Here is a 15,336-nt window from a genome sequence, read left to right as displayed (position 1 = left end):
AGCCCGAGGATCTTGCGGGACTCGTTGCGGAGCTTCAACTCCTCCGACGACCAGCCGTCGTCTGCGAGCGAGCCCGCCCACGGTACGACGTTGAGCGCCAGCGGCGCCGGGAACGGACCCAGCTCGTCGCCGACGGCCTGGCGCACGTCGCCGGCGCGGGAGCCGAGCGCCCGGTCCCCGGCGATCTTGCCGAGCTGCAGGTGCAGCGCGTCCACGCCGGCCTGCCCGGCCCCGGACACCGCCTGGTACGACGCGAGCACCAGCTCGCGCAGGCCGTACGCGCGGTGCAGCGGGGCGATCGCCACGATCATGGCCAGCGTGGTGCAGTTGGCGTTGGCGATGATGCCCCGGGGTCGGTTGCGTACCTGGTCGGGGTTGATCTCGGGGACGACGAGCGGCACCTCGCGGTCCATCCGGAACGCGCCGGAGTTGTCGACCACCACCGCGCCGCGCGCGACGGCGACCGGGGCCCACTGCGCCGACACGTCGTCCGGCACGTCGAACATGGCCACGTCGACGCCGTCGAGAGCGTCCGCGGTGAGGGCCTGGACGGTCAGCTCCTCGCCCCGGCACTGCATGCGCCGGCCGGCCGACCGCTCGGAGGCGAGCAGCCGGATCTCGCCCCACACGTTGCGCCGGGAGGAGAGGATCTGGCACATCACCGTACCGACGGCACCTGTCGCCCCGACCACGGCGAGGGTGGGCAGCGACGCCACGGCGCGTTACCGCCCGGTGCCGGCGTAGACGACGGCTTCGGTGTCACCACCCAGCTCGAAGGCGTCGTGGATGGCGCGGACCGCCTTGTCCAGGTCGGTGTCGCGGCAGACCACGGAGACCCGGATCTCCGAGGTGGAGATCATCTCGATGTTGACGCCGGCCGCGCCGAGGGCGGCGAAGAAGCCGGCGGCCACGCCCGGGTGCGAGCGCATGCCGGCGCCGATCAGGCTGACCTTGCCGACGTGGTCGTCGTAGAGCAGGCCCTTGAACTTGACCGTCTCCTGGATCTTGCTGAGCGCGGTCATCGCGGTCGGGCCGTCCGCCTTGGGCAGCGTGAACGAGATGTCGGTGCGGCCGGTGCCCTCGGTGGACACGTTCTGCACGATCATGTCGATGTTGATCTCCGCGCCGGCGACCGTGTCGAAGATGCGCGCGGCGGCGCCCGGCTCGTCGGGCACGCCGACGATCGTGATCTTCGCTTCGCTGCGGTCGTGGGCGACCCCGGTGATCAGTGCCTGTTCCACAGGAAGGTCCTCCATCGATCCGGTGACCATCGTGCCGGTGTTGGTCGAGTATGACGAACGGACGTGGATCGGCAAGCCCGCGCGCCGCGCGTACTCGACGCTGCGCAGATGCAGCACCTTCGCGCCGCAGGCGGCCAGCTCCAGCATCTCCTCGTAGGTGATCCGGGTGATGTGCCGGGCGTTCGGCACGATCCGCGGGTCGGCGGTGAAGATGCCGTCCACATCGGTGTAGATCTCGCAGACGTCCGCCTCCAGCGCGGCGGCGAGCGCCACGGCGGTGGTGTCCGAGCCGCCCCGCCCGAGCGTGGTGACGTCCTTGGTGTCCTGCGAGACGCCCTGGAAGCCGGCGACGATGACCACCGCGCCCTCGTCCAGCGCGCCCTTGAGCCGCCCCGGGGTCACGTCGATGATCCGGGCCCGGCCGTGCACCGAGGTGGTGATCACGCCCGCCTGGGAACCGGTGAACGAGCGGGCCTCGTACCCCAGGTTGTGGATGGCCATGGCGAGCAGCGCCATGGAGATCCGCTCCCCGGCGGTGAGCAGCATGTCCAGCTCGCGGCCGGGCGGCAGCGGGCTGACCTGGTTGGCGAGGTCGAGCAGCTCGTCGGTGGTGTCGCCCATGGCGGACACCACCACGACCACGTCGTCGCCGGCCTTGCGCGCGGCCACGATGCGCTCGGCCACCCGCTTGATCCGCTCGGCGTTGGCGACGGAGGACCCGCCGTACTTCTGCACCACGAGTGCCACGACGGTGCACTCCCTCCCAGCGACGACCCTGAGCGTGCCGACGCCGCCGGGTCTCTCGGTCCGGCGGCGCGTGTCAGACCGCCTCAGCCTATCGGGCGGCCCGCGACGCCGGGTCGGGTGATCCCACCATCCGGCCCCGGCGTGGGGCGGCTCACCAGCCCGGGAGTACGCGACACGCCAAGCGGTACAGCCGTACGGTGGGCTGTCCGCGGCCGCCCGGACGACGCAGAATGAGCCGGTGCACGCTCATCGACGCGCGGCCCGCCGGGCGACCGGCGCGCTCGCGCTCATCCTGCCGACGCTGCTGGCCGCCTGTGTGAACGACCGGCCCGAGACGGCGCCCACCGGCTCCGCCGACCCGGTGCCGGTGCAGGTGGACGCCGCCCGCGACGAGCTGGCCGGGCTGGCCGCCGCCGCGCAGGACCGGCACCACACCGCCGCGTACTCCTTCACCCCGGCCGAAGGCGCTCCCCGCACGGTGGCGGTGACCAGCGCCAACGACGGCAGCTGGCGGGTCGACGTGCCCGGCTGGGGGCGGGACGGGACGGTGGACGTCTCGCTCGCCGCCACCTCCGACGGGCTGTTCCAGTGCGCGCTGCCCTCGGCCGGCTGGACGCAGGCGGCCAGCTGTGTCCGGCTCGGCGACGCCGACGACGCGGTGCCCCGCCGGCTGGACCCCCGGGTGCAGCACCCGTTCACCGACTGGCTGGAGGTGCTGACCGACAGGCGCGCGCCGCTCGCTGTCTCCCCCGCCGCGCCGCTGCCCGGCGTCACCGGCCGGTGCTACTCGGTCGACACGACCTCCGCCTCGCTGAACGCGCCGTTGGACGTGGGCATCTACTGCTTCCGGGAGGACGGCACACCGGCGGCGGTCCGGGCCGGCTTCGGCACGCTGACGCTGACCGGCGAGCCCGGCGCCGCGCCGGGCACCGTCGAGCTGGCCGGCGCGGTGACCGACGGCGAGCCGGTGAGCCGGGACGCCCCGAGCCCTGGAGCGCCGTGACGCGTTCCGCTCAGCCGCCCCGCGCGGCGCGGAGCAACGCGGCACCGACCTCGGTGTTGCGGTAGAGCACGTGCCGCCCGGCGCGGGACCGGGTGACGAGACCGGCGGCGTGCAGCGCGGAGAGGTGCTGGGACACGTTCCCGGCGGACAGCCCGGTGAGCCGGGCGAGGTCCGTGGTGGTCGTCGCCGCGTCGAGCAGGTTCAGCAGGGCGGCCCGACCGCCGCCGACCACCCGGGCGAGCGCGTCGCCGGCCGGTTCAGGTCCGCGTTCCCACAGCGTCCCGACCGCCCGAACCGGGTACGCCGCGGCCGGCAACGAGTCCTCCAGCAGGTTCCACAGCACCCGCTGGCGGCTGAACACGCTCGGGTTCAACGCCAGCCCTCGCCCCCGCAGGTCGAAGTCCCGCTCGAACGGGTCGTCGCTGACCACCCGGTCGCCGAGCCACCGCAGGCCGGGGTGGAGCCGCTCGAACAGATTCCCCGTCCCGCCCTCGGCGAGCTGGGCCGCCCGGTACGCGACGTCGGCGTCGAGCACCGCTCGCATCCGCGGCCAGTCCGGGGCGATCGCCTCGTCGTACCAGACCCGCATCGCCTCGACGAGCGGCGGCAACAGCTCGGTCGGGTCGGCGAGCAACGCCCGCCCGAACGGGCGTAGTGGTCCGCTCGGCGTGGTCGCCAGCAGGTCCCGGACCACCACGTCGGGCGGCGTCGCGGCGATCTGGTCGAGCTGGCCGTCCATCTCCACCCCGGGGCGGGCCGCCGGGGTGAGGAAGTCGGGCAGCCAGCGGCGCGGCAGGGTGAGGTGCACCAGCGGAGCGACCCGCTCGGCCACCTCCGGGCGGCGCAGCGTCGCCCGGGCCCGGTCGATCCACTGCAGGTGCACCGGATAGCGGGCCGGATCGGCGAGCGCCCACATGCTCATGACCGTCTCGTTGGCCGGCGACACACCGAACCGCACGCCCGCGACGTCGGCCAGCGTGAACCGCAACTCGGACATGCGCACCCCCCGATTCGACTCAGCCTAAAAGGCTCGACCGGCGCGTGGGGGGCACGATCTGCTCATCGGTCATGGGGGCCAGAGAGAGCATCCGCACCGCCGTCCGCGACGTCGTACCACCGGCCGGGCTGACCCGCGCCCTGGCCGTGCAGGCGATGGTCTACGCCGTCGGCACCGGACTGTTCCAGGCGGGCAGCGCCGTGTTCTTCACCCGGGCGCTCGGGCTGAGTCCGGCCCAGGTGGGTCTCGGCCTCTCCCTCGCCGCCGGCGCGTCACTGCTCGGCACCGTGCCGCTGGGCGGGCTCACCGACCGGTACGGGCCGCAGCGGGTGTGGATCGTCTGCCTGTTGCTGGACGCGGCGCTGTTCGCGGCGTACCCGTTCGTCGGCGGCTTCGCCGGGTTCCTCGCGGTGGTGATCGCGCTGGCCGTGACGGGCGCGGCGACCGGCGTGGCCCGCCAGGTCTACTCGATCAACGTGCTGCGCCCGGAGGAACGGGTCACCGCCATGGCCTACCAGCGCTCCTCGCTGAACGTCGGCTTCGGGATCGGCGCGCTGATCAGCGGCCTGGTGCTGGCCGTCGACACGATCTGGGCGTACCGCGGGATGGTCTGGTTCATCGCCGTGGTCTTCCTGGTGACCGCCGGTTTCGTCCGCCGGCTGCCGCGACTGCCGGAGGTGACCCGCACGGCCGAGCCGATGAGCCGGCTGGCGGTGCTGCGGGACCGGCCGTTCATGACCGTCGCGCTGCTCTCCGGGCTGCTCACCGCGCACCAGACGCTCTACCTGACGGTGATGCCGCTGTGGATCCTCACCCACACCGACGCGCCGAAGACGATCATCGCCGGGCTGGTGCTGCTCAACACCGTGCTGATCGTGCTGTTCCAGGTACGCGCCAGCCGGGGCGCGGACGACGCGCCGGGCGCGGCCCGGGCGTCCCGTCGGGGCGCGGTTTTGATCGCCCTGTTCTGCCTGGTCCTGCCGATTTCCGGCGCGACCCGGGGAGCGCTCACCGTGGTCGCGCTGGTGGCCGCCGCGACACTGCTCATCCTGGCGGAGCTGATCGAGTCGGCGGGCGCCTGGGGACTCACCGCCACGCTGCCACCCGCCGCCCAGCGCGGCGCGTACGTCGGCGCGTTCGGGCTCGGCTCCCAGTTGCAGTTCCTGATCGCTCCGGCCGGGCTGACCGCGCTCGGCGTGAGCACCGGCGGCTGGGGCTGGTACCCGGCCGCGGCGATCTTCATCCTCGTCGGACTGGCGATCGTGCCCGCTGTCGCCCAGGCGGAACGGACACCTCGGCTACCGGACGTGGCGAAGCCCTCCGGCTCCGTGACTCTGGTCCCATAGTCCGGACCAGCCTTCCCACCGCACGTCCCACCACGTAGGGTGACCTTGTCATGTGGCGCGCGTACCTTCTCCTTGGCTGCCGCGACGAGGCCTGACCGGCCGGCACCTCGTCGCGGAGTCGCTACGCGCCGTCCAGCACATCCGATCTTCTCTCGGCACCGCCGCGCACCGTCGCCCGGCAGCCCGCCGACACCTTTCCGATCTGCTGACGCCACATGTTCCAGGGAGCACTCCGAGATGGCTCAACCTGTCACCGCCACCGATCCGTTCGCCAGCCAGCGCCCCAGCCGGATGCCGGTCCACCGCTACGTCCCGTACGACAGGGAGTTCGGCGTCGACCTGCCGGACCGCTCCTGGCCCACCCGCCGCGTCGAGGCCGCGCCCCGCTGGTGCGCAGTCGACCTCCGCGACGGCAACCAGGCGCTGATCGACCCGATGTCGCCCGAGCGTAAGCGCCGGATGTTCCAGCTCCTGGTGCAGATGGGCTACAAGGAGATCGAGGTCGGCTTCCCGTCGGCGAGCCAGACCGACTACGACTTCGTACGGCAGCTGATCGAGCAGGACCTGATCCCGGAGGACGTCACCATCCAGGTGCTGACCCAGTGCCGGGAGCACCTGATCGAGCGGACCTTCGAGTCGCTGCGCGGCGCCCGCCGGGCCATCGTGCACTTCTACAACTCCACCTCGACGCTGCAGCGCCGGGTGGTCTTCGGCCTGGACCGCGACGGCATCACCGACATCGCCACCCAGGGCGCGCGGCTGTGCCAGAAGTACGCGGAGATCCACACCCCCGACACCGACATCCACTACGAGTACTCGCCGGAGTCGTACACGGGCACCGAGCTGGAGTACGCGCTGGAGGTCTGCTCGGCGGTGATCGACGTGATCGACCCGACGCCGGACCGGAAGCTGATCATCAACCTGCCGGCCACGGTCGAGATGGCGATGCCGAACGTCTACGCCGACTCGATCGAGTGGATGCACCGGCGTCTGCCCCGGCGGGACAGCCTGGTGCTGAGCCTGCACCCGCACAACGACCGGGGCACCGGCGTGGCCGCCGCCGAGCTGGGCCTGCTGGCCGGCGCGGACCGGATCGAGGGCTGCCTGTTCGGCAACGGTGAGCGCACCGGCAACGTCGACCTGGTGACGCTGGGCCTGAACATGTTCTCCCAGGGCATCGACCCGATGATCGACTTCTCGAACATCGACGAGATCAAGCGCGCCGTCGAGTACTGCAACCAGCTGCCGGTGCACGAGCGCCACCCGTACGCGGGCGACCTGGTCTACACCGCGTTCTCCGGCTCCCACCAGGACGCGATCAACAAGGGCTTCGCCGCGCTGAACGCCGACGCGGCGGCGGCCGGGGTGCCGGTGGACGACTTCACCTGGGCGGTGCCCTACCTGCCGATCGACCCGAAGGACCTGGGCCGCACCTACGAGGCGGTCATCCGGGTCAACTCGCAGTCCGGCAAGGGCGGCGTCGCGTACATCATGAAGACCGAGCACCAGCTCGACCTGCCGCGCCGCCTCCAGATCGAGTTCTCCGGCGTGGTGCAGCAGGTCACCGACCACGACGGCGGCGAGGTCGAGCCGGGCTCGATGTGGGATATCTTCGCCCGCAACTACCTGGTCGACCACCAGGTCGACCCGGCCGTGAAGCTGGCCGAGTACACCATCGGCACCGTCGACGGCAAGGTCGAGATCGACGCCCGCGTCGGCTTCGGCGGGGAGACCCGCGCGCTGACCTCCGTCGGCAACGGCCCGATCGACGCGTACGTCAACGCGCTGCAGTCCCTGGGCGTGGCGGTACGGGTGCTCGACTACCACGAGCACGCGCTGTCCTCCGGTGGGGACGCGCAGGCCGCCGCGTACGTGGAGTGCGAGGTGGACGGCCGTACGGTGTGGGGCGTCGGGGTGGACGCGAACATCGTCACCGCCTCGATCAAGGCGGTCACGAGCGCGGTGAACCGCACCCGCGCCTGAGGTGTAAGGAAGGGCCCCTTCTTAACGCATTCTGCATAGGAGGGGGCCCTTCTTAACGCTTCCGCCCGGGGCGGTGGATCAGCACGGCGGCTAGTACCGCGCCGGCGAGCAGCAGCCCCGCGCACCACGCCAACGCCCCCCGGTACGCGCCTGCCAGCGCGCCCTTCTGCTCGTACCCGGTGCCCGACAGCCCGACCAGCAGCGGCAGCGCGGCCACCGCGAGCAGGCCGCCGGCCCGGGACGCGGCGTTGTTGAAGCCGCTCGCCACCCCGGCGAACCGGTCCGAGACCGCGCCGAGCACCGACGTGGTCAGCGGCGCGACCACGAGCGTGAGCCCGGCGCCGAACAGCGCCACGCCCGGCAGCACGTCCACCCAGTACGACGCACCAGGCCCGACCCGGCGCAGCAGCAGCAGACCCACGGCGGCGATCACCGGGCCGACGGTGAGCGGCAGCCGGGGACCGATGCGGGCCGACAGCGCGCCCGCGCGCGGTGAGCCGACCAGCAGCAGCACCGTCATCGGCACTGTGGCCAGGCCGGTGAGCAGCGCCGACCAGCCGACCACGTTCTGCAGGTAGACGGCGAGGAAGAAGGTGAACCCGCCGAGCGCGGCGTACACCACGACGGTGAAGACGTTCAGCACGGAGAACAGCCGGCTGGAGAACAGCCCGGTGGGCAGCATCGCGGTGTCGCCGCGCCGCCGCTCGACCAGCACGAACACCACCACGGCGACCACCCCGAGCACTGCCGCGACCAGCACCGCCGGGGAGGCGCCGCGCGCCGGGGCGTCGATCAGCGCGTACGTGACTCCGCCGAGCGCGAGCGCGCCGAGCAGCGCACCGGCCACGTCGAACCGCCGCCCCTTTCCGGTACGAGACGCCGCCTCGTCGCGGCTCTCCGGCACCCAGCGCAGCGCGGCGAACACCACGCCCACGGCCAACGGCAGGTTGACGAAGAAGATCCACCGCCAGGAGAGCGTGTCGATGAGCCAGCCGCCGAGCAGCGGGCCGAGCGCTGTGGACACGCCGGACAGTCCGGACCAGGTGCCGATGGCCCGGCCCCTGTCGTCCGGGTGGAAGCTGGCCTGGAGCACCGACAGCGACCCGGGGGTGAGCAGCGCCCCGCCGGAGCCCTGGAGGAACCGGGCGGCGATGAGCCAGCCGGTGTCCTGGGCGAGCCCGCAGAGCACCGACGCCACCGCGAACCAGACCACGCCGAGCAGGAATATGCGCCGCCGCCCGAACCGGTCCCCGAGCGCGCCGCCGAGCAGCACGAACGCGGCAAGCATGAGCAGGTAGCCGTTCACGGTCCACTGCAGACCGGCGACAGTGGCGTCCAGCTCCGCGCCGAGGCGCGGCAGCGCGACGTTGACGACAGTGCTGTCGAGGAACACCATGCCGGAGGCGAGGATCGCGGCGAGCAGCGTGCCGCGTCCGGCGGCGGAGCCGGTACGCAGCGCGGGAGCGGGTGCGGGTGCGGTCACGTCTCACCACTCTGCCCGCCGCCCATCCTCGACGCCACGAATCGCAGAAACCGCCGCCGGGTACTGTGCGGACTCGCCCGGAGCACGCAAGCTGGAGAGGTGTCGTCTGTGCGTACGAGATCAGGAGCCCGAGCCGGGCTGGCGGCCGCGCTGAGCGCGGTGCTCGCCCTCGGCGTGGCCGGCTGCGAGGTGTCGGTCACCGAGCCGGAGGCGCCGCCGAGCGCCGCCGGGAACGTCAACAAGCAGCTCGGTGAGCTGACAGTGGCCACCGCCGGGTCGATGAAGGGCTACAGCCGTTCCCGCTTCCCGCACTGGCGGGGCACCGGCAAGAACTGCGACGTACGCGACAGCGTGCTGCAGCGCGACGGCGAGGACATCAAGCTGTCCGGCTGCAACGTGGTGGGTGGCCGGTGGGAGAGCGTCTACGACGGTGTGGTGCTGACCGATCCGTCGGGCGTGGACATCGACCACACGGTGCCGCTGGCCGCCGCGTGGCGGTCGGGCGCGGACGAGTGGGACGACTCGAAGCGCGGCGACTTCGCCAACGACCTGACCCGGCCGCAGCTCATCGCGGTTTCGGCGCGGTCCAACCGGGCAAAGGGTGACCAGGATCCGTCCCAGTGGAAGCCGCCGAACCGGTCGTCCTGGTGTCAGTACGCGGCGGACTGGGTGACGGTCAAGCACTACTGGCGGCTGACTGTGACAAGTGCCGAGAAGGCCGCTCTCACCGACATGCTGGAGGGCTGCACATGGGCGAGCAAACCGTGACCGGGCCGGACGCCACACCGGCCCCGGCGGGCACGCCGGAGACAGACGCCGCACCCGCCGGTCCGGCCTCGGCCGGGATGACGGCGGACGGCCGGCAGCCGGAGTCGGCGGACGTCGCCGGGGCGGGCATGACCGCCGACGCGGTGCCGGGGGCGCCGGCCGGGGGCGCGCCGGCCGGACCGGCGGACCGGACCACCGACATCGTCCCCGGTCCGGGCGGGGTCATGACCGACGAGGTGGGCGTGGTGACCGGCGAGCTGACGCTGCGCACCGAGCACGCCGACGGCCGGGTGACGCTGCGGGTGCAGTACAAGGACGCCGACGAGTGGTACGCGGTCACCGGCGGTTCCGCGCCGCTGGCCGACCCGGCGGCGCTGGACGCCGTGCACACGATCGCGGTGGGGCTGCTCAACCGCCCCGAGGGCTGACCGACAGACAAAAGGCGCGTCCCCACCCGGCCCGGTGGGGACGCGCCATTGTCGGATCAGACGTACGAGCCGGGCTCGCTGGGCGCGGAGACCACGCCCGGCTCCTCACCCTCGCCCTCCGGCCGGGTGATCTTCGCGGTCACCTCGTGCGGGCGCAGCTCACCGGCGGCGATCTGCTCGGCCCAGTGGCAGGCCACCCGGCTGGCGCCGATCTGGCGCAGCTCCGGCCGCTCGTCGGCGCAGCGGGTCGGCTGCGCCCACGGGCAGCGGGTGTGGAACCGGCAGCCCGACGGCGGGTTGGCCGGCGACGGCAGGTCCCCGGCGAGCAGGATGCGCTCGCGCCGGTCCTCCACGTCCGGGTCCGGCACCGGCACCGCCGACATCAGCGCCCGGGTGTACGGGTGCAGCGGCTCGGTGTAGAGCCGGTCGCTCGGCGCCTCCTCGACCAGCGCGCCCAGGTACATCACGCCGACGATGTCGGAGATGTGCCGCACCACCGCCAGGTCGTGCGCGATGACCAGGTAGGTCAGGCCGAGGCTGTCCTGGAGTTCGTCCAGCAGGTTCACCACCTGCGCCTGGATCGACACGTCGAGCGCGGAGACCGGCTCGTCGGCGACGATCAGCTCCGGGCCGAGGACGAGCGCGCGGGCGATGCCGATGCGCTGGCGCTGGCCGCCGGAGAACTCGTGCGGGTAGCGGGACAGCGCCCACTTGGGCAGTCCCACCGCGTCCAGCGTCTCACCGATGATCCGCCGCCGGTCGTTGCGGTCGGCGCCGATGCCGTGGGTCTGGAGGCCCTCGGTGAGGATCGACTCGACGTTCTGCCGGGGGTCCAGGCTGGACATCGGATCCTGGAAGATCATCTGCATCCGGCGGCGCATCGTCCGCAGCTTGCCGGCCGGCAGCGTGGTCAGCTCGACGCCGTCGAACTGYACCTCGCCGGCGGTCGGCGGGGTGAGCTGCAGCAGCGCCCGGCCGAGCGTGGACTTGCCGCAGCCCGACTCGCCCACCAGCCCGTACGTCTTGCCGCGCGGGATGCTCAGGTCGACCCCGTCGACGGCTTTGACGTGCCCGACGGTCCGGTCGAAGAGCACGCCCCGCCGGATCGGGAAGTGCACCTTCAGGTCGCGGACCTCGACGAGGATGTCGTTGTCGCTCATGGGGTCTCCTCCTCGCGCGGCGCCGGTCCGAAACCGGGCGCCGCGGGCGGGTCGGCCGGCTCGGCCTGGGCCGGCACCGTACCCGGCTCGGCGGTCGTCGGCGCGGTGGCCCGGACCTCCGCCTCCGGGGTCAGGCCGGGGATCGGCACCGGGTTGACGCAGCGGTAGCTGCGCGCGTCGTGGGTGAGCACCAGCTCCGGCGGCTCGCCCACGCACTCGTCGACACGGCGGGCGCAGCGCGGGGCGAACGCGCAGCCGTCCGGCCAGGGCAGCACGTCGCGCACCGAGCCGGGGATGGGGTTGAGCCGTTCGCCACGGCCGGCGTCCAGGCGGGGCACCGAAGCGAGCAACCCCTCGGTGTACGGGTGCCGGGGCTGGCGGAAGAGCGGACGGCGGGTGGCCGTCTCCACCACCCGGCCGGCGTAGAGCACGTTGATGGTGTCGCACATGCCGGCGACCACCCCGAGGTCGTGGGTGATCATCACCAGCGCGGTGCCGGAGTCGCGGACCAGGTCCTTCAGCAACTCCAGGATCTGCGCCTGGATGGTGACGTCGAGCGCGGTGGTCGGCTCGTCGGCGATCAGCAGCCGGGGCTGGCAGGCGACCGCCATGGCGATCAGCGCCCGCTGCCGCATGCCGCCGGAGAGCTGGTGCGGGTACTCCTTGAGCCGGCGGCGCGGGTCCGGGATGCCCACCCGGTCGAGCAGCTCGGCGGCCTCCTTGGCGGCCGCCTCGCCCTTCATCCCCCGGTGGCGGGTCAGCACCTCGGTCACCTGCAGCCCGATCGGGATGACCGGGTTCAGCGAGGAGAGCGGATCCTGGAAGATCATCGCCACGTCCCGGCCGCGGATGTCGCGGCGGGACCGGTCGTCGAGCTGGAGCAGGTCGGTGCCGTCGAAGACCGCCTTGCCGCCGACCCGCAGGCCCGGCTGCTTGGGCAGCAGCCCCATGATCGCCAGCGACGTGACGCTCTTGCCGCAGCCGGACTCGCCGACCAGGCCGACCACCTCGCCGGCGTCGACCGAGAAGGACACCCCGTCCACCGCGCGCACGGTGCGCTGCCCACGACGGGCGAACGTGACGGAGAGGTCGTCCACTTCGAGCAGTGCCATGAGAGACCTACTTCCGCAGCTTCGGGTCGAGGGCCTCGCGCATCGCCTCGCCGAGCAGGGTGAAACCGAGCGCGGTGATGATGATGCCGAGCGCCGGGTAGATCGCCAGGCCCGGCCGGATGCCCAGGTACGGCTGCGCGTCGGCGAGCATGACGCCCCACTCCGGGATGGCCGAGTCGGGGTTGCCGAGGCCGAGGAAGGAGAGCGCGGCGGCCTCGATGATCGCGGTCGCCAGCGTCAGCGTGGCCTGGACGATGACCGGGGCGATCGAGTTCGGCACCACGTGGGTGAGGGCGATCTTCGACCGCTTCACGCCGAGCGCCGTCGCCGCCAGCACGTAGTCGCTGTTGGACTGCGCGATCATCGAGCCGCGCAGCAGCCGGGCGAAGATCGGCACGGACACCACACCGACGGCGATCATCACGGTGGTGAGGCTGGCGCCGAGCAGCGCCGCGATACTCACCGCGAGCAGCAGGCTCGGCATGGCCAGCAGCATGTCGATGAAGCGCATCAGGGTGCTGTCGATCCAGCGGCCCCAGCGTCCGCCCAGCCCGGCCGCCGCGCCGGCGACGCCGCCGATCAGCGCGCCGACCGCGAGACCGATCAGGGTGGAGACCACGCCGACGAGCAGCGTCTGCCGGGCCCCGACGACCAGCCGGCTGAACTCGTCCCGGCCCTGGTGGTCGAAGCCCAGCCAGTGGTCGGCGGAGGCGCCCGGGATGATGCCCTGGCCGGATTTGACCAGCCCTTCCCGGATGCCGATCGAGTCCGTCGGGCTGTACGGGACGAAGAACGGCCCGATCACCGCGACCAGGACGAAGACGGCCAGGATGACGACGCCGATGATGGCCGCCGGGTTGCGCCGCAGGCGGCGGAACGCCTCCTTCCAGAGGCTCACCCCCTGCTCGTCCTCGCGGGCGGACAGTTCGGCGAGCCGGTCGATCTTCTCGCGCTTCTTTCCTCCGGTGATGGTCATCGCACCCTCACCCTCGGGTCGATCACGCTGTAGGAGAGGTCGACCAGGAGATTCACCAGCACGTACACCACCGCAATGATCATGATGAAGCCCATCAGCACCGGATAGTCGCGCTGGCTGATCGACTCGGCGACGAACGCGCCGATGCCGCTGAAGGCGAACACGGTCTCGGTGAGCACCGCGCCGGAGAGCAGGAGACCGGTCTGCAGACCGATCGAGGTGGCCACCGGCAGCATCGCGTTACGCAGCACGTGCCGGCGACGGACGGTCCGCTCGGTCAGGCCCTTGGCCTCGGCGGTCCGGACGAAGTCCTCGTTGAGCACCTCCAGGACGCTGGCCCGGGTGATCCGGACGATGATCGCGAGCGGGATGCTCGCCAGCGCGATGCCCGGCAGCACGAGGTGCCAGAGCGCGTCGGCGGCGGCGTCCCACTCGCGGGTCATGATCCCGTCGAGGACGAAGAAGTTGGTGACCCGGGTCGCCCCGATGGTCGGGTCCTGCCGGCCACTGGAGGGGAACCAGCCCAGGTTCTCGGCGAAGATCGCCTTGAGCACGTACGCCAGGAAGAAGACCGGGATGCAGATGCCGATGAGCGATCCGCCGACCGAGGCGTGGTCGAGGAACCGGCCGCGGCGGCGGGCGGCGAGGTAGCCGAGCGGGATCCCGATGCCGACCGCGAGGATCATGGCCATGACGGTCAGCTCGACGGTGCCGGGGAACCGCTCCAGGAACTCCGTGGTGACGGCCCGCTTCGTGCCGGTCGACGTGCCCAGGTCGAGCCGGATCATCCGCCGCAGGAAACGGGCGTACTGAACCAGGATCGGCTCGTCGAGACCGAGGTTGCGCCGGATCGCGGCGCGGGACTCGGGCGTGCCCCGTTCACCGAGGATCGCGGTCTCGGGACCGCCGGGAAGTCGGCGGAGCCAGATGAACAGCAAAACGGAGAGCCCGAACAGCGTGGGTATCAGCTGTAGCAGGCGTCTGACGATGAACCGGAACACGGGCGCCTCGGAGGGGGTGCGGAGGGGTGCGGGCGGGCGCTGTGGTCACAGCGCCCGCCCGCGTACGGTGCGTTCAGATCACTTGAACTCTGCGCTCGAGTACCGCTCGTCGGTGAGCGGGCTCGCCTTGACCCCGGTCACGTCCTTGCCGAACACGATCGCCGGCGGGGAGTGCGAGATCGGCACACCCGGCAGGAAGTCCATGATCGTCTTGTTCAGCGCCTTGTACTTCTCCGTCCGGGCCGCCACGTCGGCGGTGGTGTCGGCGTCCTTGAACTGCGCGAAGAGCGCGGGGTTGTTGAAGCCCCACTCGTCCTTCTGGCGGTCGAAGAAGGTGCCGATGAAGTTGTACGCGTCGCCGTAGTCACCGGTCCAGCCGAGGAAGTGCAGGTCGTGCTTGTTGCCGGAGGTGGTGGCGTTCAGGTAGTCCGGGCTCCACTTGAGCGGGATGGCCTGGACGTTGATGCCGACCGCCTTGAGGTCCGCCGAGAGCAGCTCGAAGATGTCCTTCGGGTTCGGCATGTACGGCCGGGTGACCTCGGTCGGGTAGTGGAACCGCAGCGTCAGGTTCGACGCGCCCGCCTCGGCCAGCAGAGCCTTGGCCTTGGCCGGGTCGTAGTCGTACTTGGTGACGTCGCCGTTCCAGCCCTCGACGGTGTCCGGGAAGAAGTTCATCGCGACCTTGGCGCCCGGGGGGAGCTTCGAGTCGACCAGGGCCTGCCGGTTCAGCGCGTGCGCGATGGCCTGCCGGACCTTCAGGTCGGCCAGCTTCGGGTTCCCCTTCTGGTTGATCGCCAGGTAGAGGATGTTGAAGGCGGGCCGGGTGAGGACGTTGAAGCCCTCCTTCTTCAGCGGCTCCACGTCCGCCGGGCCGACGAGGTCGTAGCCCTGGATGTCACCCGAGCGGAGCGCCTGCTTGCGGGCGTTCTCGTCCGAGATCGTCTTGAAGATGATGGTCTTCAGCTTGGCCTTTTCGCCGTGGTAGTCGTCGTTGCGCTCGATGGTGAGCGTCTTGTTCGCGATGTCCCACGCCTTGAACTTGAACGGGCCGGTGCCGGTCGGGTGCTCCATCGCGTACGCCGGGTACTTGA

Annotated in this window: 14 protein-coding genes; 5 read left to right on the top strand and 9 right to left on the bottom strand. The window is 71.8% G+C overall.

Annotation, left to right across the window (positions count from 1 at the left end):
- Together A8711_RS25360 and A8711_RS25355 are read right to left on the bottom strand one after the other, a co-directional pair.
- On the bottom strand, positions 1 to 716 hold a 716-nt coding region (locus A8711_RS25360), incomplete at its 3' end, for an aspartate-semialdehyde dehydrogenase (RefSeq protein ID WP_069089557.1).
- A 6-nt stretch (positions 717 to 722) separates the two neighbouring features.
- Complete coding sequence (locus A8711_RS25355) at positions 723 to 1,988, bottom strand: aspartate kinase (protein ID WP_030502103.1); 1,266 nt, start codon at positions 1,986 to 1,988, stop codon at positions 723 to 725.
- Positions 1,989 to 2,226: 238 nt separating this feature from the next.
- On the opposite strand from A8711_RS25355, the gene A8711_RS25350 reads away from it, so the two are divergent.
- Positions 2,227 to 2,991, top strand: coding sequence for a hypothetical protein (locus A8711_RS25350; protein WP_051611336.1), 765 nt, complete (start codon positions 2,227 to 2,229; stop codon positions 2,989 to 2,991).
- A gap of 10 nt (positions 2,992 to 3,001) precedes the next feature.
- Here A8711_RS25350 and A8711_RS25345 read toward each other — a convergent pair whose 3' ends face one another.
- On the bottom strand, positions 3,002 to 3,988 hold the full coding sequence (locus A8711_RS25345) for a DUF5937 family protein (RefSeq protein WP_069089307.1): 987 nt from the start codon (positions 3,986 to 3,988) through the stop codon (positions 3,002 to 3,004).
- Between the two features lie 71 nt (positions 3,989 to 4,059).
- Between A8711_RS25345 and A8711_RS25340 the strand changes: the two genes are divergently transcribed.
- Complete coding sequence (locus A8711_RS25340) at positions 4,060 to 5,334, top strand: MFS transporter (protein ID WP_069089556.1); 1,275 nt, start codon at positions 4,060 to 4,062, stop codon at positions 5,332 to 5,334.
- 237 nt (positions 5,335 to 5,571) lie between these two features.
- Positions 5,572 to 7,317 carry a 2-isopropylmalate synthase gene (leuA, locus tag A8711_RS25335; RefSeq protein WP_043327846.1) on the top strand — a complete coding sequence of 582 codons (1,746 nt, stop codon included), beginning with the start codon at positions 5,572 to 5,574 and terminating at the stop codon, positions 7,315 to 7,317.
- Between the two features lie 52 nt (positions 7,318 to 7,369).
- On the opposite strand, the gene A8711_RS25330 is transcribed toward leuA, so the two are convergent.
- Positions 7,370 to 8,800 carry an MFS transporter gene (locus A8711_RS25330; RefSeq protein ID WP_069089555.1) on the bottom strand — a complete coding sequence of 477 codons (1,431 nt, stop codon included), beginning with the start codon at positions 8,798 to 8,800 and terminating at the stop codon, positions 7,370 to 7,372.
- 108 nt (positions 8,801 to 8,908) lie between these two features.
- Here A8711_RS25330 and A8711_RS25325 point away from each other — a divergent pair, with 108 nt between their 5' ends.
- Complete coding sequence (locus A8711_RS25325; RefSeq protein WP_069089554.1) at positions 8,909 to 9,568, top strand: HNH endonuclease family protein; 660 nt, start codon at positions 8,909 to 8,911, stop codon at positions 9,566 to 9,568.
- The gene (locus A8711_RS25320; RefSeq protein WP_069089553.1) at positions 9,550 to 9,996 is read left to right on the top strand and encodes a hypothetical protein; all 447 of its coding nucleotides are present in this window, start codon (positions 9,550 to 9,552) and stop codon (positions 9,994 to 9,996) included. The genes A8711_RS25325 and A8711_RS25320 overlap by 19 nt, the downstream gene beginning before the upstream one ends.
- A gap of 56 nt (positions 9,997 to 10,052) precedes the next feature.
- Here the strand turns inward: A8711_RS25320 and A8711_RS25315 are convergent, their stop codons facing one another.
- The 5 genes from A8711_RS25315 to A8711_RS25295 all read right to left on the bottom strand — a co-directional run.
- Positions 10,053 to 11,156: an ABC transporter ATP-binding protein gene (locus A8711_RS25315; RefSeq protein WP_069089552.1), complete on the bottom strand. Its 1,104-nt coding sequence runs from the start codon at positions 11,154 to 11,156 to the stop codon at positions 10,053 to 10,055.
- On the bottom strand, positions 11,153 to 12,268 hold the full coding sequence (locus tag A8711_RS25310; RefSeq protein WP_069089551.1) for an ABC transporter ATP-binding protein: 1,116 nt from the start codon (positions 12,266 to 12,268) through the stop codon (positions 11,153 to 11,155). The genes A8711_RS25315 and A8711_RS25310 overlap by 4 nt, the downstream gene beginning before the upstream one ends.
- A gap of 7 nt (positions 12,269 to 12,275) precedes the next feature.
- Entirely contained in the window at positions 12,276 to 13,244 is a 969-nt protein-coding gene (locus A8711_RS25305) for an ABC transporter permease (protein WP_069089550.1), read from the bottom strand.
- A complete protein-coding gene (locus A8711_RS25300) occupies positions 13,241 to 14,245 on the bottom strand; it encodes an ABC transporter permease (protein WP_069089549.1) in 1,005 nt (334 codons plus the stop codon). The genes A8711_RS25305 and A8711_RS25300 overlap by 4 nt, the downstream gene beginning before the upstream one ends.
- A gap of 78 nt (positions 14,246 to 14,323) precedes the next feature.
- On the bottom strand, positions 14,324 to 15,336 hold a 1,013-nt coding region (locus A8711_RS25295), incomplete at its 5' end, for an ABC transporter substrate-binding protein (RefSeq protein ID WP_255365691.1).

It is taken from the genome of Micromonospora sp. II (genome assembly GCF_001709195.1).
Taxonomy (GTDB): Bacteria; Actinomycetota; Actinomycetes; order Mycobacteriales; family Micromonosporaceae; genus Micromonospora; species Micromonospora chalcea.
The sequence above is the reverse complement of the archived record's forward strand: the minus strand, read 5'-3'. Positions and strand labels throughout refer to the sequence as shown.

Bases quoted from the DNA above. Each gene is read 5' to 3' on its own strand.
- A8711_RS25345 (WP_069089307.1), bottom strand. From the start codon at position 3,988: ATGTCCGAGTTGCGGTTCACGCTGGCCGACGTCGCGGGCGTGCGGTTC.
- A8711_RS25320 (WP_069089553.1), top strand. From the start codon at position 9,550: ATGGGCGAGCAAACCGTGACCGGGCCGGACGCCACACCGGCCCCGGCG.
- leuA (WP_043327846.1), top strand. From the start codon at position 5,572: ATGGCTCAACCTGTCACCGCCACCGATCCGTTCGCCAGCCAGCGCCCC.
- A8711_RS25340 (WP_069089556.1), top strand. From the start codon at position 4,060: ATGGGGGCCAGAGAGAGCATCCGCACCGCCGTCCGCGACGTCGTACCA.
- A8711_RS25305 (WP_069089550.1), bottom strand. From the start codon at position 13,244: ATGACCATCACCGGAGGAAAGAAGCGCGAGAAGATCGACCGGCTCGCC.
- A8711_RS25310 (WP_069089551.1), bottom strand. From the start codon at position 12,268: ATGGCACTGCTCGAAGTGGACGACCTCTCCGTCACGTTCGCCCGTCGT.